We start from the raw sequence: 23,601 nt of genomic DNA on the forward strand, positions 1-23,601 counted from the left end.
CAAAGCATCCCTTTTTCAGCTCCGGAACTGAAAAAGGGATGGACAGCGTGCGATTTGGAGAACTACGGGGTGTCCCAAAAATAAAATTAGTGCCCGCGGAACACCATGCCGCGGACACTACCGTGCCGATATCTGGAATTAGTGACTGCAAGCTGATGCCGGCCGGTATGAAAGATATAATCCGCACACTAAGTGTCCACGCCTAAACATGCACCAAAAAGTACAATCTTACAGGAAAACAACATATCCAGCGCTCCGCCGGCGATTATCCGCAAAAGATCTTCCCTCCACACTACTATCCAGCGTTTTTCTCTTTTTAATTGCCGACTATTTTAAGCGTTTCAAACAGCAGTGCGGTGCCGTCCAGGCAGTCTTTGAGTTCCGTGAACTCTTCCGGACTGTGACTCCTTCCCTCTACACTTGGCACAAAAATCATACCGGATGGAATATACCTCCCAAGTATCATCGCATCATGCCCGGCGCCGCTCGGTAAATATTGATACGGCAGCTCCAACGTCTTCGCGGCTGTTTCCATTTGGTGCTGCAGCCACTGCGGAACCGGAACCGGAGGGATACGAACCTGAAGAAGCGTTTCCGATTCCACGTTTCTTTTTTCGGCGATATCAAGCACCACCTGTTCGATGCGTCGGATCATCTCATCCCTCGTGTCTTCTTCTATATCCCGGATATCCACGATCAAATCCGCCCGTCCGGCAATGACATTCGATCCATTCGGAGAAAGAGTCAGTTTGCCGACCGTGGCAACAGCCGTACTGCTGATTTCGGCCGGAACAGCTTCCACCGCGGTCATTATTTCTGCGGCTGCAGCTGCGGCATCCCGTCTCATATCCATCGGTGTATTACCCGCGTGATCTGTTTCTCCCTTTAACGTAATTTCCAACCAGGAAGGTCCTGCTATCCCGTTGACGATACCGACACTGCTGTCCGCCTGTTCAAGCTGCTTCCCCTGTTCCACGTGCACTTCAAGAAAGGCTTCAATCGCCTCGGGAGGAAGAAAGCACTGGTTCAGTTTGTTGGGCGTGTATCCTGCACGCTTCATCGCTTCAGCTGCCGTTGTATCGTAATCATCTTTCATCTGAAACAAGTCTTCTTTCGTCACTTCCCCCATCGCGATACGGCTTCCAAGCAGTCCGCCGCCAAAACGGGCGCCTTCCTCATCGATAAAGACTACCACTTCCACCGGATGAGTCAGTCTCCCTTCCTGTTCGATCACCGCCTCCACGGCCATCAGAGAGCTGATACAGCCAAGTGCCCCGTCAAAAGCACCACCTTCGGGCACCGTATCCAGATGGGAACCGGTCAAAACCGCCGGCAGGTCCGGGTTCGTACCTTCAAGCCTTCCGTATAGATTTCCAACTCCATCCTCCCGTACGATCAATCCGGCCTGTTCCATCCAGGACCGGAACAACGCTTTCGCCTCAGCGTCTTCATCTGTGTACACAAACCTGGTCACCCCATCGTTTGTCGTTTTCCCTATTTCCGCCATATCCGACAGCCGCTGTGCAAGAATACCAGGATCCAGGGAAGGATAATCCCGGCACACCGGCTCCGTTTCAAGCAGTCGTTTTTTTACATTCATTTTTTCCCCCATTCTCCCGTGTCCGTTCTGCTTTGCCTATAGTGTAGGAAACAACAGACCCGGGTTCAACCCTGCACGCTCTGCTGATCCGCAAAACTTAGAACCGTGACAGGTATACTATGATCATGTTCCCGACAATGTTTCCGATTGCCAGAAGACCATTTTGTACAGATTCCCTGTTGTTTTTTCTCTTTCCAGAACAGTCGTTTCCTTTCAGCATACACCATTTCCTGTCCATTACGACATGTTATACAGGAATTTTTATTGAAAAAGAGAGAAGTACCTCTGACAGCGGGATGCCAGTTAAAATGTACATGTCCTTCAGGAGCGGAGGTTGGTTACGTTTTTTCCGCTGCGGAGTAGAAAAACGAACGTATGAACCATATCAGGTGACGTTTTCTTCATATCCACGGGACAAAAAGGAAGGGCAGCACCGCTCCTGCCCAATTAAAAACCGCTCCCCTTCTACGTCAAAAGAGAGAGCGGTTCTGTGCCTGTCAGGCAAAGGTTACGACTTTTCTTCCCTGCACCCTGCCGGCGAGAATCTGATCAAGTACAGCAGGAAGCTCATGCAGCGAAACATGATCTGCTATCTGCTTCAGTTCCTCTCCGACTTTCAGATCGGAAGCGAGCCGCTCCCAGACGTCCAGCCGGCGCGGCATCGGACAGTTGACCGAATCGATTCCGGCAAGTGTCACACCCCGCAGTATAAAAGGAAAGACGGTGGTCGGCACCTTTGTTCCCGCGGTAAGTCCACTCACAGCAACGGCGCCGTCATACGCCAGTGTACTCAAGACGTAGGAAAGCGTCTCGCCGCCGACCGGATCGACGGCGCCGGCCCAGCGCTGTTTGTCGATGGGGCGGATGCTTTCGGGCTGCACGTCGTCCCGGCTTAGAATTTCTGAAGCTCCCAGGCTTTTCAGAAAGTCATGCTCCGAAGATTTACCGGTGCTCGCCGCCACGCGGTATCCAAGATTGGAGAGCATTGTGACAGCCATACTGCCGACACCGCCTGTCGCACCGGTGACAAGAACCGTTCCGTCTTCAGGCTTCACGCCTTCTTCCTGAAGCCGCATCACCGACAAACCCGCTGTAAATCCAGCTGTCCCGTAAATCATAGCTTCTTCAAGCGTCATCTGTTCCGGAAGCGGTACGACCCAGTCCACCGGAACGCGGGCGTATTCCGCGAATCCTCCGTAATGAGAGACACCGAGCTCGTAACTTGTGACAATAACCGGATCGCCTTTGGAAAACCGGTCGTCACGGGATTCTTCCACCACTCCTGATAAATCAATCCCGGGTACCATCGGATAATCACTTACAATATTTCCATCGGTCATTGCAGCCATGCCGTCTTTAAAGTTCACGCTGGAATAACGAACCTTCACGAGCACTTCACCTTCAGGGAGGTCATCAAACGATAACGTTTGTATATCTCGCGTCACCGTGTTGTCTTCTGCTTTATCCACGATCAATGCTTCAAATTGACTCATTGTAACCGTCCTCCTTTTTTATCATTCTTTTTTATTTTCCCATGTGCAGCCGGATTCAATCTAATGATTTGCCTTACCGGGAAGTGGCTATACTAGGAACAGACCACGGATAAAGGAGAACGACCCTTATGACTTACTGGCTGCGCGGCCTGCGGCTCACGAATTTTATCCTGATCGCAATCGGCGCCTTTATTTTCGCATTCGGCATCATTCACTTCAATCTCCAGAACGGTCTGGCCCACGGCGGTTTCACAGGCCTCAGTCTGATTCTTTATTACCTTCTTTCCATCCCGCCGTCGATATCCAACATCGTCCTGAATGTGCCGCTCTTTATCATAGGCGGAAAGCTGCTTGGACGCAAAGTCTTTATTTACAGCCTGTACGGCACCTTGATGATGTCGCTTGCTTTGTCATTTTTTGAAAACATCTGGCACGCCGAGGTCTTTCTGAAAAATGACATGATTCTTGTTTCCCTGTTTGCCGGCGTTTTTGCCGGAACCGGCCTCGGTATTATTTTCCGTTCCGGCGGCACCACCGGCGGCGCTGACATTATCGCCCGGTTGTGTGAAAAGTATCTCGGCACCGGAATTGGATCGACGATGTTTTTCTTCGATGCCTTTGTCATTACATTCTCTCTCGTTCACCTTACGCTGCCGGAGGCTATGTACACCCTGGTAGCGGTATTCATCGCGACACGGGTGATTGATTTCATCATTGAAGGGGCTAACGCCGCCAAGTCCGCCATGATTATCTCCAATCACACCGATGCCGTTTCAGAAGCGATCACACACCGGATGCGCCGCGGCTCCACCGTACTGACCGGCAGGGGAAGTTACACGAAAAATGAGCGGAATGTATTGTACTGTGTCGTTAACCGAAACCAGCTTATTCATCTGAAATCCATCATTTCCGAAGTGGATCCCTATGCCTTTGTGTCTGTGCATGACGTGAAAGAAGTAGCCGGCGAAGGGTTTTCGTATGAACCGGAAAAGCGGACATAAAACGTTGCCGTCCTCTTTGCATAATGACGTTTACACTGCTGCTTGGTATGGTAAACGTCACTATGACCTGTTCTATGTTACGTTTATGCGGAGCGCGCCCCTCCTAAACTGTCTCATGAATCATTTATACTTACGTTTAAAGCGTTTTCACCTCTCCTTTTGGCCGTCGTCGTATGACCAAAACCAACGTCAACTTTCACCGCGAATGTACAGACGATCTTCTATATAAAGGGGCTGTATCAAAAGCCGTTAAACGTTAAGGCATCCGCTGCAGGCGGACGCTTGCCGCGGGCAGCGCCTCAGCTACATGGTAGTAAAGGAGGATCGGCTAAGTTCGGCACGTCCTGTGCCGACGCCGATCTGACTCACATCGTGTGAGCCTCCGTTTGATGGGATCTTCGGCTGCTGCTTCGACGAACAGGATGTTCTAGTGCCGGCGTTGGTCACAGGACGTGACCGGTTTTAGCCGGCGAACTGCTGAAATGGCGTCGCCGCCCTCCGCTTCTGCCTGGGGTGAATTTTCTATATTACAGAAAAGGAGCTGCACCTTTTGATACAGCTCCGTTAGTTATGGAAGAAAGTGCATGGATTAAGCCCCTAAAAAGGCAAAATAAATGATAAACACAAAGAACAGCGCGTACATGATCGGATGAATGTCGCGGCCTTTTCCTTTCAGCACCATCGTGATCGGGTAAAAGATAAAGCCCAGCGCGATCCCGGTGGCGATGCTGTAGGTCATCGGCATAGCCACCACGGTTAGAAAGGCCGGGAGCGCCATTTCGAGTTTATCCCACTCAATCAGGCGGAGGGACGACGCCATGAGTACACCGACGATAATGAGTGCCGGACCTGTCACCTCGTCTGTGACCACGGTAAGAAGCGGGGAAAAGAACAGAGACAAGAGAAACAGCACACCGGTGATAAGGGATGCAAAGCCAGTTCTTGCCCCTGCTGCGACGCCGGATGTTGACTCAATGTAAGCAGTCGTCGTGGATGTACCGAGCACTGCCCCGATGGATGTGGCTGATGAATCCGCGAGAAGTGCCCGGCCTGCGCGCGGAAGCTTATTGTTTTTCACAAAGCCGGCCTGATTGGCGACCCCGTACAGCGTCCCGGCTGTATCAAAAAAGTCGACAAACAAAAAGGTGAGAACCACAATAGCAATCTGCCCGGTCATCTGGGCACTCCACTCCAGTTCCCCGAGGAAGGTAAACGCCGTTCCGAATGTCGGCGCAAGACTCGGCACGGAACCGACGACAGCATCAGGAAGGCTGATGACGCCAAACAATATACCGGCAGCAGCGGTGATGACCATTCCGTAAAAGATGCCTCCCTGAAAACCAAGAACCATCAGTACAACCGTGACAAGCAGGCCGAAACAGGCGAGAACCGTCGTCGCCTGCGTCATATCGCCCAGCGCCACCATGGTCGATTCATCCGCAACCACAATGCCGGTATTCTGAAAACCGATAAACGCAATATACAGCCCGATACCGGCAGCAGCCGCGTATTTCAGCTGAGATGGAATCGCGTTGATGACTTTTTCACGAATCCCAAATAGCGTAATAAAGATAAAAATAACACCAGAGACAAAAACACTGAAAAGCGCGATTTGCCAGGGTATCCCCATGGTTAACACAACCGTGTAGGTGAAAAAGGCGTTAAGCCCCATGCCGGGCGCCAGTGCGATCGGATATCTGGCAAGAAGCCCCATAATTAATGTACCTACGGCGGCGGACAAGGCCGTAGCCGTAAAGACAGCTCCTTCGTCCATCCCCGCTTCGGACAGAATGCTCGGGTTTACAAACAGGATGTAAGCCATCGCCAGAAAAGTGGTCAGGCCGGCCATGCTTTCCTGTCGGTACCCCGTCCCCCATTCTTCAAATTCAAAATAACGTTTCACAAGCTATTCCCCCATTTTCTACTAGGATGTACGTGTACACCCGGTATAATTAGAAAAAGCTCCAGGTGCATGATGCTGCACCTGAAGCTTCAACCACAAAAGACGGACGAAAGACACTGCTTCTTTCGGTCCAGAATTCGTAGTCAAGCTATTTACGGCAGCCTGTAGAAACCAGCGGACCCTATTACCGCTGTTATACGAAACGCTTCATATATAGACAGCCCATCTGTTTTATTATTCTACCCCGGACAGATGGCAAAAGCAGTCATTTTGTTACATAATTGAACAAACATCCGGCGGGCCGGGTAAAGGATACCTTCGTTTTACTCCCACTCAATCGTGGAAGGCGGCTTGGACGTGATATCATAAACAACCCGGTTCACATGCTGGACTTCGTTCACAATTCTCGTGGAAATGGATTCAAGCACGTCATACGGGATTCTGGCCCAATCCGAGGTCATGCCGTCCACCGACGTTACCGCACGGACGCCGACCGTATAATCATAGGTCCTCGCATCTCCCATAACGCCAACGCTCCGCATATCCGGAAGGGCGGTGAAATACTGCCAGATCTCCCGGTCAAGCCCGGCGTTACTGATTTCTTCTCTCAGGATAGCATCCGACTCGCGCACAATTTCAAGCTTCTCTCCGGTAATTTCACCGAGCACCCGGATACCAAGTCCCGGCCCCGGAAACGGCTGGCGCCACACAATCTCATCGGGAACGCCGAGTTCGGTTCCAAGTTGGCGGACTTCATCTTTAAATAATGTATTCAGCGGTTCAATAAGATCCATATTCATGTCTTCGGGGAGCCCGCCGACGTTATGGTGGGACTTAATCGTCTGGGCGGTGTCCGTGCCGCTCTCAATAACATCGGTATAAAGCGTTCCCTGCGCGAGAAAGTCCATGTTTTCGAGTTTTTCCGCTTCGTCTTCAAACAGGTAGATGAACTCATTGCCGATTATTTTCCGCTTTTCTTCCGGATCGGAGACCCCGTCCAGTTTCGTCAGAAAACGGTCCTGCGCATCAATTTTTACCATGTTCATGTTGAAGTCGCCCGCAAAGGTGTCCATTACACTTTCCGCCTCGCCTTTGCGGAGAAGCCCGTGGTCGATGAACATGCATGTAAGCTGGTCACCGATGGCCTGGTGGATTAACGCTGCGACCACAGAAGAGTCCACCCCGCCGCTCAGCGCGCAGAGTACGTTTTTGTCCCCTACCTGTTCGCGGATCAAGGCGGTCTGCTCTTCTACGAAATTGCTCATCGACCATTCTCCGGCACAGCCGCAGATCGTAAAAGCAAAGTTCTCCAGAATAGCATCGCCGTGCTCGGTATGGCGGACTTCCGGATGAAACTGTACGCCGTAAATACCGCGTGCTTCATCACTCATCCCCGCCACCGGGCAGGAGGCATTGCCGGCGTCGGTTTGAAATCCTTCCGGTGGTGTTGTAATCAGGTCTCCGTGGCTCATCCAGACCGTCTGCTCGTTTGAAAGGCCCTGATAAAGCGCGGAGCTGTGCTTTACCTGAAGTGCTGCCTTTCCGTATTCGCGGTGATTCGATGCTTCCACCCGGCCGCCGTAGTGCTGTGTCAACAGCTGCATGCCGTAGCAGATTCCAAGAATCGGAATCCCGAGTTCATAAATGGCCGGATCGGCAGCCGGGGCTCCTTCGGCATACGCACTGCCGGGGCCGCCGGAGAAAATAATACCCGACGGCTCCATCTCTTTCAGCTGCTGCGCCGTGACAGATCCCGGATGCAGCTCACTGTAGACACCAAGGTCTCTGATGCGGCGGGTGATCAGCTGATTGTATTGACCGCCGAAGTCAAGAACGACGATCTTCTCCGTTTCGTTTGACATGTCCCCAATCACCTTTCTCCTGTTAAGTAAAGTATAAAAAACCGGAACCCATCTCCGGATCAAGAAAAACGAAGACAGATTCCGGGATATACGTATCTCCGGTTATCCTGTCTTCGTAGTCCAATCTGAAACGACCGGGTAGAAACTCTTTCACTTGAAAGATATACGAAGGAAAGTTATCTACTGCTGAAACATGCCTATTATTTTAGCAGTCCGCCTGTGAAACGGTCAAGTTCCAATGCGGTGTACCATTTTCGCCCAGACAGCAGTGATATGATCCCAGTTTTCTTTTTGGGGCTTCCCGCCGTAATGGATTTTTTCATACTCGTGAACGAGCGTACTCATATCGTTGACCGTAAACCATTCATCCATCCGCTTCCCGTATTCACGGAGCGTTTCGCCGTCACGCCGGCCGAATCCGGCATGGCGCAGGAGACGCAGGAGCGAATGAAAGGCTTTCGTGAAAGAAGCCGCGTCTTTTGTATGCCGGAACCGAAGCAGCATCCCTTTTTTCACGAGCGTAAAACGGAAGATGTACAGAAGAGCGGCAAAGACGAAGGCACCACCTGCGATAAACGGCCACAGCGGCAAAACGGAGGATGAAGCAGCAGCCTGCGTATCGTTTTCTTCCTGGTTCTGCTGTTGTTCTTCCTCTTCTGTATCCTGCTGTTGTTCCTGCTGTTCCTCGCTTTCCGGCGTTTCGTTATTTTCTTCTGTATTCTGCTGCCGGGAGTAATCAAATTCCGAGGCAAACCCTCTTGTCGGCTCAAATGGAACCCAGCCCGTACCCGGAAAATAAACCTCAACCCAGGAGTGGGCATTGGCGCTCGTTACTTCGTAAACGGTGCTGTTCTCCCCGGCCTGGGATTCACTCCCTTTTGTAAAACCTTTCACCCACCGTGTTGGAATACCAACCGTACGGAGCATAACTGCCATGGAGGTGGAAAAATTATCGCAGTAGCCGCGCTGCGTATCAAACAGAAACTGCTCCACGTAATCCTGCCCTTGTTCCGGGACTGCGATATTGGAGGTATCATACGTGAATTCCGGGCTGTTCAAATAACGTTCCACGGCCCGCACCTTGTCGTACCGGTTATTCTCACCGGATGTCATCTCTTCGGTCTGCTCCTGGATGGAGGAAGGGAGATCATCCGGAAGACCGAGATAGTAATCCTCGATGTACTGCGGGTCATTCGTCGATGCACTCTGCATTTGTTCAACAGAAAATTCAGGGTATCCATACGTAAGCTCATAGCGTCTGGGCGTAACGGGTTCCCCTCCGGACATCGTCGATGCTCTGCCGGTATGCCGATCCACCTCAAGAGACACATCCCCATTTGGAACGTCTATATTCTGAAGACTTCCGGGATAAAACGCGAAGTCAAACGAGCCGGCATGTTCTTGTGCTATCTGCACCGTAACGTTCTGCTGAGCGGTCTCCACCGAATCATCATAAAACCCACTGGTGGAGGAAGGCCGTTCCGGAGTATCCGATACCCAGCCGCTTCCGGTATACACGTTCTTCGACTCTCCGCGCCAGTATCCTACTTCTCCTCCTGAAGCGGTGAATACAGGGGTCTCATCCATCTCAAAGCCGCCGCCGAGCTGTTCATCATTTTCACCGTATCCGATTTTCTGTACGGTTTCACCGCCGCTTCCGGCAGGCGTTTCAATTCCTGCCGTACGTTCCATGAACGGTACCGGGTCCGGCCACTGCGGCTCCGCCTTTGGCAGAACAAGTCCGACAGCCGTCGAACATGCGAGCAGAAACAAAGCCAGCATCGTCCAGCGGAACCACACCAATCTCGACTGCACCGCACCGGGGTAATAATAGACGAGGCGGTCCCACTGCAGAAGCGCCATCAAAATAAAACCGAGAACGAAAACCCGGATAACCGCCGTGGTACCGTCATAGACGAAAAAGGTATCCATCACCCCGATATAGATGACAGTAAACAAAAAGAAGAACAGAATCCGCCTGGCCTGCACGATCCAGAAATACAAAAGATAGCTCATAATAGACAAAAGCAGCATAAATAAAAAGCTCCGGAACATATCACTCAGGCCGTACCAGCGGCCCTCCAGCATATAACTGATATTCGTGGTCCCTTCTATGTATAGAGCCTTCCACCACTGCGTGCTGAACAACGTCTCATCAAGAAAGATGGAATGAATGCTGAATAACATGCCCCCTGCCATCAAAAGCAGAGCGGCCCACCACGGGAACTGTAAAAACATAACCAGAAAGAAGAAACCCGCCGATGCCATAAAGACCGGAACGTATCCGGTGTTTGTCACTTCCGGAAGAGGGATCAGCCATTCCATCAACAGAAGATACCCGATCATATACATTAAAAATATTTTTGGTGTCTGTTTTGTCCGCTGCACAGCAGGTCCTCCTTCTAGGACGTTAAGTCAAAGGCGTTGTCCTCCATCCATACATAAGTCGTGACCGCCCCGCTTCCCCGGAGCTTATCCATACGGATCCGCTCCTGCTCGTCCATCGCATCACGTCCACAGAACGCAATGACCAGCTCATTGCGGTTCTTCAATACCTGCTGCAGTTCTTCCATGCGCTGTACTGACATGGCAGAGGTAATATAAAGTAGGGAACGTCCATGAAACGGCTGCCGGAAAAACGCCGCTTCATCAAACGAAACGCTGCCCGGTTCCAATTTCGCCAGTTCCTGATAGATGCTTTGGAAATGGGCCCGTTTCGACTCTTCCTCGAGCAGCACCTCTTCTCCAGTGGAAAAACCCAACCCGGTCGGCACCCCTTTTTTATAGCAGTAATCCGTGAAGGAGGCGGCAAACTCAATCCGTTCCTCCAACGCATCCCTGCCCTTTTCCATCGTGTTATCGAGGATGACGAGATGACCCTGTCCTTCCTGCGATTCAAATTCCTTTGTCACCAGCTTGCCGGCCCGGGCGCTGACTTTCCAATCGACACTTGTCATTTTGTCGCCTGGTATATAATCCCTTACACCGGCGACAGAATAACTCTGATCCATCATTCTTACAGCGGAAGGAGTGGTTTCCTGATTCTCATTGCGCAGGCCGTTCCACCGCTTCAACAGCCGGAGACGGGGAAGCACCGTTACAGGCTGGGAAAGATCAACTTCATACTCCTTGGTAATAAATCCAAATAAATCCCCTGCTCTGAGCATGACGGTGGAAAACCAGTACTCGCCCCGGCGTCCGCCCCGGATCTCATAGGAGTGCGACAGAGACCTCGCTGGAGAGAGAAAAAAAATAGTACCGGCATCCTGCCCCAGTCCTTCAATCCCGGACGGAACATTATCCTCCACACTTAAGAACAGAAATGGAAAAGGTAGTTTTTTTTCAACATGAAGGGTTACCTCCATGCTTTCATTGTGGGACAGCATCGTACGGCTGACGTTTCTTGTTACCCGGAGAAGGCGGAGCGGATAAGCGATAAACAGTGCATTTAGAATCACAGCCGACAGTACACTGTAAAAAAGAAACCAACTCACAAATCCACCCTGAAACATTGCATAGGCGTAAAGGACCGCCAAGACTGCAGCCAGCAGCAATGCTTTGCCCGTTTTTACAATTATTCGTCCCGGTCTCATTTACTGCACCATTTCCTTACCGGCAAGCGGGACACGCAGTGTAGATAGAATATCACGAATCACATCTTCCCCGTCTTTTTCCACCATCTGCAGATCCGAGCGCAGGATAATGCGGTGGCTCAGCGCAACAGGTGCAAGATGTTTAATATCGTCGGGAACAACGTACTCCCGCCCCTTTAAAAAGGCAAAAGCCTGCGAAGCTTTCATAAGGGCAATGGATCCGCGCGGACTGACGCCGAGCTGTACATCCCGGTGGGTTCTCGTTTCATTCACGATGGAAAGGATGTACTGTTTCACAGAATCATCCACATACACAGACGAAACCTGCTTTTGCATCTTGAGAATGTCTTCCAGACTAAGCACCTCTTGCAGTTCCTGGATTGGGTGGTTCTGCTCCACTCTTTTCAGCACACTGAGTTCTTCTTCGTATGTCGGGTAGCCCATCTTCAGCTTAAACAGAAAACGGTCCAGCTGCGCCTCCGGAAGCGGATACGTGCCTCCGTATTCGATCGGATTCTGGGTTGCCATCACAAAAAAAGGCTGCTCCAGATCGCGTGTCTGCCCGTCGATTGTCACACTTCCTTCTTCCAGGGCTTCCAAGAGCGATGACTGTGTTTTCGGCGACGTCCGGTTGATTTCATCTGCAAGTACCACATTGGACATCACCGGTCCCGCCCGGAATTCAAAAGACTGCGTTTTCTGGTTATATATCGACACCCCGCTTACATCAGAAGGCAGTAAATCCGGTGTGAACTGAATTCTTTTAAAATCTGCTCCAATGGAACGGGCAATCGCCCTTACCATCATCGTTTTTCCAACCCCCGGCACATCCTCAAGCAGAACGTGCCCTCCCGCAAGCAGGGCGGTCAAGCTCAATTCTATTTCTTCGCGCTTGCCTACAACGACGCGTTCTATGTTCTCTATCACTTGCTGCAGTCCGGAACGTTCCGTCTCCACTTTCATTCCTCCCATTTCCTCTGCTGATGCCCTACGTTCTTTCTTTCATATTATCACAAATGGGAAGGGTTTGTGGGCATGATAATCTTTTTCCGGGTTCTGTCATTTCCAGTATATTTCTTTCCAGATATTCTTTTCAATCGGATCTTATTTATAGTAACATTTTCCTTGTTGATGTTTTTAAAGGAATTTTCAGGAAAAAATAGAGGAGAGATTCGATGGATGATCAAAGACGGTACCGGCACCGCTATGCCAAGTTATCCCTTGCCGCCGTCCTCGGTTTGTCCTGGGCTGCAGGCGCAGAGACCGGTCAGGCTGCTTCTGAGGACGAAAGGAAAGTGACCATTAATGCAGAAAACAGTCATTCCACCATTTCAGAGGAAAGCAGGCAGGTCAGTACCAGTGAAGCTGATCCCGCAGATGCCGAAATCACAAAGGATGAAGCCGTGGAAAAACTCAGAACTGTTCTTCCGGCACTTGAAGAAGCTGAAGTTCAGCAGATAGAGCTCCACCGCGATTCAGGCACACTAAGCGGCAGCGGACAGCTTGAATGGGATGTACGATGGGAATACAGCGAAGGCAGTTCCAGCTACGGTTTTTCAGGAATTGTGAATGCGGTGACAGGAGACGTTATCCGTGCAAGCATTCTCGGCCCGATGAACGAAGACACAAAGGCGTATTACCCTCCGGACATTTCTGAAGAAGAAGCTGCTGCTAAAGCAGAAGAAGTAATCAAAACCGCGGTTCCATCCGTGGATATCGAGCAGCTCAAGCGTGAGGGGAATACGACAACACCCCTTGAATCTCTGTTTGGAGACGTCGGATACACCATGAATTATGTCCCATACATAAACGGCGTTCCTGCTTCAGAACAAGCGATCCAGGTAGGCATTAACGGAGCCGGTGAGGTGACGAGCTTTTCCAACACCACCTCCCCTTCAGCAGAGTATCCGGAATCCGAACCCGCAGTCACAAAAGAGGAAGCCCTTTCTACGTTTCAGGATAATGTCAATATAAGATTGGCTTACTACACTTCCCCTTCAAGAGCAGAGGAAGAAGTGTTTCTTGGGTGGGGACCAGCCCCCGCAAACAATCCCATGTACATCGATGCAGCTGCAGATGAATTCCTGGACCGCCAGGGAAAACCATACGAGCAAACGGACCGTTCCTTTGAGGAACTCAACGCAGCCTCTACGTATGAACCACTGGAAACAGGAGAAGACGGTTCCATCTCCGAATCTCAGGCTGTTAGCGTTGTACAGCAGCAGATGGATAAACTGAAAGACCGTGAACCGGAGCAGGCTTCTCTTCGGCAGCAGCCGGACAGGGACACCTCCTCCTGGCAGTTAATATGGCAGGGGCAGCAGGGAACGGCCGGTGCTATCCAGACTGAAGTAGATGCTGCGACCGGACAGATTCTTACCATCAATCAATTCAGAGCAGGGGCCCCTCAAACAGGATCAGGGGATGGAGAAGGAGTATCGGATGAAGCCTTGAAAGAAGAGGCCGTTTCCATTCTGTCCGCCCTGTACCCGGACGCCTCGGAACAATTTAAACTGGCTGATTCCAGCGGATCACCGGTTTCTGCCGCACAGAATATGAACAGATTTATGTTTCAGAGATTTGCCGGAGAGATTCCGGTGCAAAACGATCATATCACCATTACGTTGAACAACAGTGGAGAGCTGGTCGAATACCGCAGAAATCTGACGTCCAACCTTGAAGAAAAGATAGAAGGATTGTCCGATGAAATCGGAGAAGAAGCCGCAGCAGGAAAGTACTCGGACTCTATCAATGCGTCGCTTTCCTATCAGTCCTTTCCGGTCGGAACGCATGCCGGATCAGAAGAAACCGAAACGAAACTCGTATATCAAAAACAGCTGTCCAGTCAATCGGTAGTAAGCCCTGTGGTGAATGCACAAACCGGGAACTGGCAATCACCCGTCCCGGCGGCCACAGGAATACCGGAGGAGAATGCTCCTCCTGCAAAGGACATCCAAGGCCATGAATCAGCGGATGCGCTTCAAACCTTAGTAAAATACAACGTGCTCACTCCAGATGCAGAAGGAAGTATCCACCCGGATGAAACACTCACTTACGGGGACTGGCTGCATATGGCAGCAAGTGCTGTCTCCCCAAGGTTTGACCGTTCCTCTTACAACGCAAATGAAAGACGGGATGTGAAAGAAATATCAACGGACAGCCCTTCCTATGCTGTGGTTTCTTTCGCTGATGAACGAGAGTGGCTCGACAGCAGCCGTGACACGGTGGATCCTGATTCGGCGCTGACCCGTGAACAATTCGTTCAATCGATGGTCCGTATTCTCGGCTACGATCAGTTTGCCACCCACATGACAGACGAGACTCCGCCTTTCAACGATGCACAAGCCATCACAGATACCGGATCCATTAACGCCGCCCTGCAGCTCAATCTGATAGACAGCAGCAGAGACGCATTCGGACCTGAAAGGGAAGTAACAAGAGCTCAGGCAGCCGAACACATGATTAACATGGCCGACCTGCAGAGCAGCATTGACCAGGACATCGACAACCCTCGGACACCTTAAAGACAAAGAGTCGGGGACAAAACCTCTAAAAGAAACGAAAAATGCCGAACGGTTTAAAAAAATCGTTCGGCATTTTTCGTTCCTGAGACAAGCCGCTGCGCCAACATGCTTTGCTTTCTCTCCAGAGTACAAGGGGGGACATCGATTCGCCGGGGCTCCACCGGATCAGCTGCCTGTCGAAACCGGCGGAGCCCGGCCGTTCCAGGTCTCTGATCACGACGCCGGCCGGTATAGCGCAGTATAAAGGCAGACAAAGGCATGGCGGATGTACGGGAGGTTTAGAACATGGAGGCGTTTGTGCGTGTCGTTCGGGATGGGTCGACGGGCGTTGTTCGTTGGGAATGGGTCCGAAGGCACTTCAGGAGGTGGTGCGTCCCCATAAACGTCGTTCGGCCCATCGCCTGAAGCACTTCAGTATATAGGGCTCCCCTCAAAACGTCATCAGACATGATTCATAAAGCACTTTAGAGGATTTCGTGCCCCTGTAAACGTCACCCGGGAACCAATCTACGCTGCGTTCAGCGGGAAAAGGAAAAAAGGAACGAGCCGACACAGCCAAGAGTCCGCGCCGCTGCCTGAAAAGAGAAAGGAATCGTTCATAAGCCGGCGCGCCCTTCAACGTCATGGTCCGGTGGAAATACGTCACGGGCACCCCGCTTCTGCGGGGTGCCCGTGACTCGTGCTTTCCTGCGCCTATTTTATTTTTGTACCAGACTCTTTTTATGCTTGTGCTGCGAGCTCCTTTTCCTGTATCTGTCCGATGATGTCCGAAAGCGTCTCAGCTGAGGAGGACACTTCCTGCATCGAGGCGTTCACCTCTTCGATAACGGCTGCGCTGTTCTGAAGGGTGCCATTGGAGTCGCTCACAATGTCCGACACTTTTTCAAGAGAGCCGGCTACCTGATTTATATTTCCTGTTACTTCACCAATTGCTGTGGATATGTCCTGAATAAACTCATCCATTTCTTCCATACCCGAATGAATGTTTTTAAATACACGCCCGGCGTTTTGGTTTAATTCTTTCCCTTCTTCCACCGAATCGCCGCCTTTTTTGATGACACGAACAGCTTGATTCGTATGGTCCTGGATTTCATCAACCAGATCCCGGATGTTGCCGGTTGCCTGATTCGTCTGCTCAGCCAGTTTCCGAACCTCATCTGCCACGACGGAGAAACCTTTCCCATGCTCTCCTGCTCTTGCCGCCTCAATTGCCGCATTCAGCGCCAGCAGATTCGTCTGATCCGAGATGTCAGTAATTAACGTAAGGATACTGCCGATTTCATCCGTTTTCTGTCCAAGGTCACCTACCACATGCACAGACTGATTCACGTGGTCCCCGATTACATCCATGTGATCCGTGATTTTCCGGACAGCTTCATCTCCTTCCCGGAAACGCTCAATAGACTCTTTGGAAGATTCGGAGACGAATGTAATGCTTTCTGAGATCTCCTGAAGGGTGAAAAATATCTGTGACGAGGTGCCGTTGATGTCCTGGATGGTTTTCACCTGTTCATCCGTCCCGGAAGCAAGCTCCTGCACAGTCGTCGCAATCTCATCGACAGCCTGACTCGTTTCCTTCGTCGACGCTGTAAGGTTGGAGGAAACGGCAATAGTCTGCTGTGCCAGCTGATCGAAGTCTTTCCCCTTTTCACCGGACACAGAGGACGGTACTTCCCCCTGAGGCTGCACTTGAATATCCCGCACAGAGCGCAGCACATGGCGCAGATAAAACCAGGCCGCTGCGAGCACAATAATCAGGCTGATGACACCCGCACTCCAGACAGCAGCTGTCCCAGTGGAAACAGCCAGAACAACCCCGACCGGAATAATGGCTGCCGCGGCGGAAAAAAAGAATAATTTCACGAGTAAACGTTGGTGTAAAGAATAATCATTTTGCATCGTTATCGTACACTTCCTGACTATATTAAATTTTCATTTCGGGTATATCCATGAACTGGAGCGCATCTTCAAGTGTTGTGAACGCTCGAACTCTTTCGTATGTTTCTGCCTCTTTGGACAAGCGGTTGAGCTGCATCTTCAAGGCGACGTTCGGCGCGACCGTGGCGTTTTTCTCTACATTATCCGACACCCAGCTCATCAATTCGCTCCATATTTCATTCACTTCCGGTTTCGCCACCGAATGAATATTGCTGTTGTCATTTAAAAACTTATTGATGCCCGGCTGGTTTATCGCCCGTCTTACTACTTCCGCCTGCTGCTTCGCTTCTTCGACAGTTTCCGCCATTTCATTGTATTTGAAATAAAATACATCTTTATATGTCTTCGTCTCATATTTCTCCATGGTTACATCCCCTTAAATGTCTTCTTCCTGAAGTACCTCTTTAAAAATAAACAGCGCATGAATCGCTTTGGGAAAACCCGCATAAGCACTGCAGTGATGCACGGTTTCCATAATTTCCTCCTGCGATACACCTACGTGCAGAGCTGCTCTGAAATGATACGCAAGACCACGCCCGGCATCCCCCTGGGTAATTAAAGAAGAGAGCGTAATGAGCGCCCGCTGCTTCAAATCAAGAGCATCATCTGCGTAAACCTCCCCGTACCCGAATTCGAGCGCAAGCTTTGCCAGTCTCGGTGAAAATTTCTGAAGCTCCTCCATGGCGGCCAGGCCGTTTGCTCCAGCCATTTCCTCTATCTGTTTCCAGCCTGCCTGTTCTTTGTCTGTCATGCTTTGTCCTCCTTCAGATATTCAGGCTCTTGCCATCGTCGGCGGCATTTCTTCCTTATCTACCAGTACTTCGATTACCGTAGGACCTTGTCTGTGTAAGGCAGAGCGGCAGGCCGTAGCTATCTCTTCCATTGTCGTGCAGCGGGCAGCGTCTGCGCCAAGTGATTTCCCAAACAACGCTGCGTTCATATCTGTGTCATAACGGACGCCGGCTGATCTGCCGAGATTATTCTTCATTCCCTTGTCTACCATGTCCAGCATACCGTTATTAAACACGAAAAACAAAACGCCCGTCTGCTGATTCACCGCGGTGGAAACTTCAGTTCCATGCATCAAAAAGCAGCCATCTCCGGTAAAACAGGCAATCTTCTTTTCAGGTGCAGCTATCTTCGCTCCTATCGAAAAGCCGATGCCGTGACCCATCGCCCCGAACACATCGTCAAAGAAAAACGTGCCCGGCTGCACGGTATCAAAATACTTGATACCGTAAAAGGTATGGCTGCCGTCATCCCCGTAAACGATTGTCTCTTCCGGTATCAGTCTGCGCAGCTCTGTCATCACGGCTGCGATGGAAAGTCCGGCATGCCCGGACCCCCGATTTTTCACCGCAGCTGCAGCCGCCTCTGTTTCTTTTGCCCAGTACGGTGCCAAATCCCGCATAACAGAGCCTTCCACGGGTTCTGCCTCGTCAAGAAGGCGGCGCAGGTTTGTTTTGGCATCCCCTTTCACAAACATCGTTTCAACAGGAAGAGACTTCCCGGCAAATGCATCACTGCAATCAAGCTGAATGACTTTTTGTGGATACATCGATTCATTCATTCCCGCGATGGACATGTCGCTCAAAGTGGATCCGACGACAACGAGTACATCTGTTCCCTCCTGAAGAAAAGCACTTGCGGCTTCTGTTCCTCCCAAGCCGAATCCACCAAGTGATAAGGGATGTTTCGTTGGAAACGTTCCTTTGCCGCCGGGAGTTGTCATCACCGGCATATTCCACTGCTCTGCTGTGTGCCGGACTTCTTCATAGGCGTTTGAAATATGTACTCCTTTACCTAAAAGCATCACCGGTCGCTCAGCTCCGTGAATTTCTTTTTCCATTTCCTTCAGTTTCATAGATACCATATGCTCTTCGATTTCAAAGGCGGGAAGCTCAAGCGGTTCTATTTCAGTAGTCAGCACATCCAGCGGAATGGAGAGATGAACCGGCCCTTTCTCTCCGGTAAGTGCTTTTTGAAATGCATGCTGTAAATAATTTTTCAAAGAACGGCTGTCTTCCACCTTGGCACTGAATTTCGTTACGGGTTTGAAAAGCTCTGTTAAATCTGTTCCGAACATGCTTGAATCCTGTCCCAATGCCTTCCCGGTTTCATGTAAAGGAGGGTGTCCTGTGATCATCAACACGGGGGCATGATAGGCTTTTGCCTGACCGGCAGCCGTTAAAAGATTCGTGCCGCCCGGACCCGACGTTCCTACAGCAACTCCGAGAGTCTGGTTCTGCATCGCATAGCCTGCGGCCATATAACCGCCGCCTCCCTCATGACGGGTCAACACAAAATCCATGCCCTGCGCCTCCATCTCCAGTATCAAAGGAACAACAGGTTTCCCCGGAATTCCAAACGCGTGCCTGCATCCCATGTTCTTCAACTGTTCCACAATAACAGATGAAACTTTAGGCATATATCTTCTTTCCCCCTTCTGTGTAATGGTATCATGTAGTACTAATAATATCCCCCCTCTATTATCGGACAAAATATTACATTTTCAAGGAAAAAAGTCCACTCTCAGCGAAAATTCCGTATTCTTGAAGGAGGGGATGGAATATAAAGAGTCACCGCCTTTTTTTTGATTAAGTGAATCATTTTTCCTGGTTTTTTATGCTTACTTCATTAAAAATCCGGGTATGAAAGATAGAACGAACATATAAGTTGGAGGGTACAACATGAAAAACGGATGCGACATCTGCATGCCGCAGCACAAAGGATACACTGTAACACTTAAAAACAAACAGAACATGGAGCCGCTCCTCCCTTATTTTTCTTCCTTCGACAGCAGCAGGTGGATGAAAATAGATAATAGCTCGTTCTGGGCAGAAGAATCGATTGTTTTTGATATGCTGGATTACCTTGAAGCACACTTTGACACCTCAAACATACTGGCGGCACCTGCCAAAAAAACCGACCAGGACGTTCATGAGTCAACGATGCTGCCGCTGTCTGTACTGCATCAGGAGAAAGAAGCAAGCTGGATTGACACCATCATAGAGGAAGAAAGAATCTTATCCTATTTCCAGCCGATTGTCCGTAAGAACGGCGGGGGTCTGGAGGTTATCGGACATGAAATTCTGGCCCGCGGGATGGCCGAAGACGGTAGTATCATTTCACCGTTTCACATGCTGGAGGCAGCCCGCACAAGAAACCGGCTGTTTTCGCTGGACCGCGCCTTCCGCATCAAAGCCGTGGAAAACGCCGCAGCGATAAAGGACAAAATGATATTTATCAACTTTATCCCCACCGCCATTTATGTTCCCGAACACTGCTTGTCCTCGACCATTGAACGAATCAACACACTCGGCATCCATCCCGGTAATGTTGTGTTTGAAGTCGTGGAAAGCGATGAAGTCCAGGATCTAACGCATCTAAAAAACATCCTCAACCATTACAGGGCCTCCGGCTTCCAGTATGCCCTGGATGATGTCGGGACCGGAGTCAATCATATTGAAAAGACCGACTACCTCCAGCCTGACATTGTAAAACTGGCACGGGAGTATGTAGACGGCATTACCGGGGACACCGGTAAACAGAAGGCGGCCCGCTCTCTGCTCGAAACGGCTGCCGGAACCGGTGCAAAGACCCTCGCTGAAGGGGTGGAACGAAAAGAAGATATGGACATGCTTTCGGACATGGGGTATGAACTTTTTCAAGGGTATTATGTTGCCAAACCGCAGACAGAGCCGGTGCACGCAGTAAGGGAGGCTGGTGATGACTACTTATAAGTGGAACACTCCCGGCATTCTATACATTGTCCAGTTTCTGCAGACAAGAAGCCAGATTGCTTTTCTATACATTCTATATGGTATTTTCGCGGCTGTGATGATTCTTGACAGCGTTGTGTTGATTGACGTTTCCCTTTCTGTAGTAGGAGCATGGGGTGCCTTTGTCGGCGGAGGAGCTGTGGTTCTCCATTATGTATTCAAACAGCAGCGGACAGGCCTTCTCAGCATTTATCTACTCTTGTGCATGGTGTGGTGGTCCAGTGCCGTCCTCTGGTCCGGAGGGCTGAGCAGTCCCTTATTCTACTATGCCCAGGTGGTTCTGCTGTTGTATGCCTTGTCCTGTTCTCTGCTTTTATTGACAGCCGGCGCTGTCTTCTACAGCCTGACGACAATAGGAAGCCTGCTTTTTTATTCCGTCGGAACAAATAACGTCGTTGAGCCGCTGAGTATGATTGTCGTACATCTTCTCACACTTGCTGCCGGTTTTTTTCTGTTGTATGCTGTCGAACATTACCAACAGATGTGGAAGCACTGGAAGTACAGAGCAAACACCGATTATTTGACGGAACTTTATAACCGGGAAGGTTTTATGGAGCGGTGGGACCATACCGCGCCGATAAGCGGCATATTCGGTGTTCTGGACCTGGATGATTTTAAGACCGTTAATGATCAATACGGCCATGAAGCCGGTGATGTGATTATTCAGAGGGCCGGGGCTGCGTTATCGAACGTTGTTGATGATAAAGGGGCGGCCGGTAGAATCGGCGGGGATGAATTTGTCATGTTCCTGCCGGCTGATATGTCGGTAGAGGAAGCAGAAGCAGCGGTGGAGCATGCCATTTCCTCTGCCGGCACAGACCTGGACGCTTTTGCTGGTGCATCTGTCGGGTTTGTTCCCTATCACAAGTACACACATGACTTTCAGATGCTGTACAGCGCAGCGGACCGGAAAATGTATGAAAAAAAAGCAGCATCCTTCCGTTGATTTAGCAGCATCTATCACTTTTTCTGCGCCTTTAGGCAGCGGAACACGGAAGCCCGATTCCATTTACTCTCCTGCTCACACAAAACAAATAAAGCCTTCGGTCGATACCGAAGGCTTTATTTGTTTTGGTTCAGGTGTTCTGTTCAAATGGCATATCCTGCTACAGAGAAACGTTTTCTTCCATGTATTTTTTCAGGTTATTGGAGGTTTCGTTCAGCTTTTCGATCTCAGCCATGAAATCGGTAACCAACTTTGCTTCTTCCTGGGTGGAAGTGGCAATGTCCTGAAAATCATTTTCCATTCTGCTGATGGACTGTTGAATTTCATTCAGCGTGTCTTCAATGCGGACTGTTGCCTCTTTGGAATCATTCGAGAGCTTGCGGACTTCATTGGCAACCACCCCGAAACCGGCTCCTTCCTTGCCGACACGTGCCGCTTCAATGGCAGCGTTCAAGCCAAGGAGGTTGGTCTGATCGCTGATTCCTTTAATGGTGGATGTCACTTCCGTAATATTAGAGGAATGTTCGACCGCGGCTTTGGTGTTTTCCGAAATTTGTTCGGTTGTCGCCGATAACTGCTCGGAATGCGCCGCAATGTGCTGAACCTTGCTGACCAGTGTTTCCGAGATCGAATCCATCGACTCGATGATCGACGAGAATTCTTCCTTCTGCTTTGTGCTGACCGCCGCATTCACCCCGGCCACAATTTGTCCATTTTCCTTGATTGGAAAAGAAATACTGTCAAAGGGAACGCCGAATTCCTCCGCCCCTACTTTCACCACTGTCGTGCCTTCTGCATTCACCTGTTTGAAATTCTGGTAACCTTCCGGCAGTGGATCCCCCGGTTTGTGGCCGAAATTCAATTCCCGGCTCGGGGCATAGTAAAGATACTTTTCATGATCAAAAACCGTAATCATCGTATCCCCGCGCAGAATTTCCTTGATATAGGGAATAGACGTAATAAATGCCTGAACTTTATCGGTTTCCTGTGTGGTTTCCATCGTAAAAACACCTTTCAACATGTTATCGATAATTATATCGACATGTTTCGTACAGGACTTAACATCTAGTTCGGTTTCTATCAAGAAAAATAAAAGACAATACATAAGAATCATTTTTAAGGAAATTAATTCCATTATAAAACCCCCGTCACGTGTCTTGTGCGGGGGTCCGGGGTGCCAAGGATTACTTTGTATTGGTAAAGCCGCCGTCGATACGGATCACTTCTCCATTAATGTACTGAGCCGGGCTTGTCAGCAGGAAGGTAACCAGTTCCGCCACTTCTTCCGGAGTTCCCAGCCGTTTCTGCGGAATACCGCCGGCGGCGTTTTCTTTCATTTCCGGATTCGCTTCATAAAATTCCTTTACCATCGGTGTTTCCGTCGGCCCGGGCGCGATCGCGTTGACCCGGAGGCCGTCCTTGGCATACTCAGCCACCATACTTTTTGTCAATCCGACGATGCCGTGTTTCGTCGCAGAATAAGTGACAACCGAATCCTGCCCGATTACACCGGCACTTGATGACGTATTGACGATCGCACCGCCGCCGTTATTGATCATCACTTCCGCCACGTAGCGGACTCCATACATCGCACCAAGCAGGTTAATACCGACAATCTGCTCGATTTCTTCCGGTTCCGTCTCGAGAAAATAGCCGCCGCTTCCGGAAATCCCGGCATTGTTGAAAAAGTAATCAATGCGTCCAAAATGCTCCATCGTCTGATCCACATATTTTTTCACTTCTTCTTTTTTGGAGACATCGGCTGTGACCGCGATGGCCTCCACCCCTTTTTCCTTCACTAATTCCACGGTTTCCAGGGCGGACGCTTCCTTCACATCCACTACCGCAATATGAACACCTTCCTGCGCCATCCGCAGGGCAGCTGCCTGTCCCAAGCCGCTTCCACCGCCGGTAATAATCGCTACGTTACTCATTGTTGTGCCTCCTGTCATGTTAAGA

General features: G+C 50.4%; 17 protein-coding genes and 1 riboswitch. Of the genes, 4 read left to right on the forward strand and 13 right to left on the reverse strand.

The features are described 5' to 3' along the window. Nucleotides 1-316: 316 nt before the first annotated feature. Nucleotides 317-1,600: a Zn-dependent hydrolase gene (locus ACFSUB_RS15655; RefSeq protein WP_380714197.1), complete on the reverse strand. Its 1,284-nt coding sequence runs from the start codon at nucleotides 1,598-1,600 to the stop codon at nucleotides 317-319. A 497-nt stretch (nucleotides 1,601-2,097) separates the two neighbouring features. Then, nucleotides 2,098-3,093: an acrylyl-CoA reductase family protein gene (locus ACFSUB_RS15660; protein ID WP_380714198.1), complete on the reverse strand. Its 996-nt coding sequence runs from the start codon at nucleotides 3,091-3,093 to the stop codon at nucleotides 2,098-2,100. Nucleotides 3,094-3,221: 128 nt separating this feature from the next. On the opposite strand from ACFSUB_RS15660, the gene ACFSUB_RS15665 reads away from it, so the two are divergent. Further along, nucleotides 3,222-4,094 carry a YitT family protein gene (locus ACFSUB_RS15665; RefSeq protein WP_380714199.1) on the forward strand — a complete coding sequence of 291 codons (873 nt, stop codon included), beginning with the start codon at nucleotides 3,222-3,224 and terminating at the stop codon, nucleotides 4,092-4,094. 589 nt (nucleotides 4,095-4,683) lie between these two features. On the opposite strand, the gene ACFSUB_RS15670 is transcribed toward ACFSUB_RS15665, so the two are convergent. The 5 genes from ACFSUB_RS15670 to ACFSUB_RS15690 form a co-directional block, all read right to left on the reverse strand. Beyond that, entirely contained in the window at nucleotides 4,684-5,997 is a 1,314-nt protein-coding gene (locus ACFSUB_RS15670) for an NCS2 family permease (protein ID WP_380714200.1), read from the reverse strand. A 120-nt stretch (nucleotides 5,998-6,117) separates the two neighbouring features. Further along, a riboswitch (purine riboswitch) is annotated at nucleotides 6,118-6,218 on the reverse strand. Nucleotides 6,219-6,320: 102 nt separating this feature from the next. Beyond that, complete coding sequence (gene guaA, locus ACFSUB_RS15675) at nucleotides 6,321-7,859, reverse strand: glutamine-hydrolyzing GMP synthase (RefSeq protein WP_380714201.1); 1,539 nt, start codon at nucleotides 7,857-7,859, stop codon at nucleotides 6,321-6,323. 228 nt (nucleotides 7,860-8,087) lie between these two features. Continuing rightward, nucleotides 8,088-10,247 (reverse strand): transglutaminase TgpA family protein, encoded by a 2,160-nt coding sequence (locus ACFSUB_RS15680; protein WP_380714202.1) that lies wholly within the window; start codon nucleotides 10,245-10,247, stop codon nucleotides 8,088-8,090. 14 nt (nucleotides 10,248-10,261) lie between these two features. Further along, nucleotides 10,262-11,452, reverse strand: coding sequence for a DUF58 domain-containing protein (locus ACFSUB_RS15685; RefSeq protein ID WP_380714203.1), 1,191 nt, complete (start codon nucleotides 11,450-11,452; stop codon nucleotides 10,262-10,264). Further along, a complete protein-coding gene (locus tag ACFSUB_RS15690) occupies nucleotides 11,453-12,415 on the reverse strand; it encodes an AAA family ATPase (protein WP_380714204.1) in 963 nt (320 codons plus the stop codon). A gap of 212 nt (nucleotides 12,416-12,627) precedes the next feature. Here ACFSUB_RS15690 and ACFSUB_RS15695 point away from each other — a divergent pair, with 212 nt between their 5' ends. Next, nucleotides 12,628-14,976, forward strand: a complete 2,349-nt coding sequence (locus ACFSUB_RS15695) for a YcdB/YcdC domain-containing protein (protein WP_380714205.1) — start codon at nucleotides 12,628-12,630, stop codon at nucleotides 14,974-14,976. Between the two features lie 720 nt (nucleotides 14,977-15,696). On the opposite strand, the gene ACFSUB_RS15700 is transcribed toward ACFSUB_RS15695, so the two are convergent. The 4 genes from ACFSUB_RS15700 to ACFSUB_RS15715 are packed head-to-tail and all read right to left on the reverse strand — an operon-like array spanning nucleotide 15,697 to nucleotide 19,342. Then, nucleotides 15,697-16,875, reverse strand: coding sequence for a methyl-accepting chemotaxis protein (locus ACFSUB_RS15700; RefSeq protein WP_380714206.1), 1,179 nt, complete (start codon nucleotides 16,873-16,875; stop codon nucleotides 15,697-15,699). Between the two features lie 25 nt (nucleotides 16,876-16,900). Continuing rightward, nucleotides 16,901-17,278, reverse strand: a complete 378-nt coding sequence (locus ACFSUB_RS15705; protein WP_380714207.1) for a hypothetical protein — start codon at nucleotides 17,276-17,278, stop codon at nucleotides 16,901-16,903. 12 nt (nucleotides 17,279-17,290) lie between these two features. Next, nucleotides 17,291-17,665, reverse strand: coding sequence for a carboxymuconolactone decarboxylase family protein (locus tag ACFSUB_RS15710; protein WP_380714208.1), 375 nt, complete (start codon nucleotides 17,663-17,665; stop codon nucleotides 17,291-17,293). A gap of 21 nt (nucleotides 17,666-17,686) precedes the next feature. Then, nucleotides 17,687-19,342, reverse strand: a complete 1,656-nt coding sequence (locus ACFSUB_RS15715) for a thiamine pyrophosphate-binding protein (protein WP_380714209.1) — start codon at nucleotides 19,340-19,342, stop codon at nucleotides 17,687-17,689. A gap of 262 nt (nucleotides 19,343-19,604) precedes the next feature. Between ACFSUB_RS15715 and ACFSUB_RS15720 the strand changes: the two genes are divergently transcribed. Both ACFSUB_RS15720 and ACFSUB_RS15725 read left to right on the forward strand, forming a co-directional pair. Continuing rightward, nucleotides 19,605-20,657, forward strand: coding sequence for an EAL domain-containing protein (locus ACFSUB_RS15720; RefSeq protein WP_380714210.1), 1,053 nt, complete (start codon nucleotides 19,605-19,607; stop codon nucleotides 20,655-20,657). After that, nucleotides 20,644-21,642, forward strand: a complete 999-nt coding sequence (locus ACFSUB_RS15725; protein WP_380714212.1) for a GGDEF domain-containing protein — start codon at nucleotides 20,644-20,646, stop codon at nucleotides 21,640-21,642. Before ACFSUB_RS15720 ends, ACFSUB_RS15725 begins: the two co-directional genes overlap by 14 nt. A gap of 160 nt (nucleotides 21,643-21,802) precedes the next feature. On the opposite strand, the gene ACFSUB_RS15730 is transcribed toward ACFSUB_RS15725, so the two are convergent. Both ACFSUB_RS15730 and ACFSUB_RS15735 read right to left on the reverse strand, forming a co-directional pair. Then, nucleotides 21,803-22,642: a methyl-accepting chemotaxis protein gene (locus ACFSUB_RS15730; protein WP_380714213.1), complete on the reverse strand. Its 840-nt coding sequence runs from the start codon at nucleotides 22,640-22,642 to the stop codon at nucleotides 21,803-21,805. A gap of 184 nt (nucleotides 22,643-22,826) precedes the next feature. Then, nucleotides 22,827-23,576 carry an SDR family NAD(P)-dependent oxidoreductase gene (locus tag ACFSUB_RS15735; protein ID WP_380714214.1) on the reverse strand — a complete coding sequence of 250 codons (750 nt, stop codon included), beginning with the start codon at nucleotides 23,574-23,576 and terminating at the stop codon, nucleotides 22,827-22,829. Nucleotides 23,577-23,601 lie beyond the last annotated feature (25 nt).

Source organism: Salibacterium lacus, from assembly GCF_042684865.1.
Taxonomy (GTDB): Bacteria; Bacillota; Bacilli; order Bacillales; family Marinococcaceae; genus Salibacterium; species Salibacterium lacus.

Bases quoted from the DNA above. Each gene is read 5' to 3' on its own strand.
- ACFSUB_RS15720 (WP_380714210.1), top strand. From the start codon at position 19,605: ATGAAAAACGGATGCGACATCTGCATGCCGCAGCACAAAGGATACACT.
- ACFSUB_RS15685 (WP_380714203.1), bottom strand. From the start codon at position 11,452: ATGAGACCGGGACGAATAATTGTAAAAACGGGCAAAGCATTGCTGCTG.
- ACFSUB_RS15730 (WP_380714213.1), bottom strand. From the start codon at position 22,642: ATGGAAACCACACAGGAAACCGATAAAGTTCAGGCATTTATTACGTCT.
- ACFSUB_RS15725 (WP_380714212.1), top strand. From the start codon at position 20,644: ATGACTACTTATAAGTGGAACACTCCCGGCATTCTATACATTGTCCAG.
- ACFSUB_RS15655 (WP_380714197.1), bottom strand. From the start codon at position 1,600: ATGAATGTAAAAAAACGACTGCTTGAAACGGAGCCGGTGTGCCGGGAT.
- ACFSUB_RS15735 (WP_380714214.1), bottom strand. From the start codon at position 23,576: ATGAGTAACGTAGCGATTATTACCGGCGGTGGAAGCGGCTTGGGACAG.
- ACFSUB_RS15710 (WP_380714208.1), bottom strand. From the start codon at position 17,665: ATGACAGACAAAGAACAGGCAGGCTGGAAACAGATAGAGGAAATGGCT.
- ACFSUB_RS15665 (WP_380714199.1), top strand. From the start codon at position 3,222: ATGACTTACTGGCTGCGCGGCCTGCGGCTCACGAATTTTATCCTGATC.
- ACFSUB_RS15700 (WP_380714206.1), bottom strand. From the start codon at position 16,875: ATGCAAAATGATTATTCTTTACACCAACGTTTACTCGTGAAATTATTC.
- ACFSUB_RS15690 (WP_380714204.1), bottom strand. From the start codon at position 12,415: ATGAAAGTGGAGACGGAACGTTCCGGACTGCAGCAAGTGATAGAGAAC.
- ACFSUB_RS15695 (WP_380714205.1), top strand. From the start codon at position 12,628: ATGGATGATCAAAGACGGTACCGGCACCGCTATGCCAAGTTATCCCTT.
- ACFSUB_RS15660 (WP_380714198.1), bottom strand. From the start codon at position 3,093: ATGAGTCAATTTGAAGCATTGATCGTGGATAAAGCAGAAGACAACACG.
- ACFSUB_RS15715 (WP_380714209.1), bottom strand. From the start codon at position 19,342: ATGCCTAAAGTTTCATCTGTTATTGTGGAACAGTTGAAGAACATGGGA.
- ACFSUB_RS15705 (WP_380714207.1), bottom strand. From the start codon at position 17,278: ATGGAGAAATATGAGACGAAGACATATAAAGATGTATTTTATTTCAAA.
- guaA (WP_380714201.1), bottom strand. From the start codon at position 7,859: ATGTCAAACGAAACGGAGAAGATCGTCGTTCTTGACTTCGGCGGTCAA.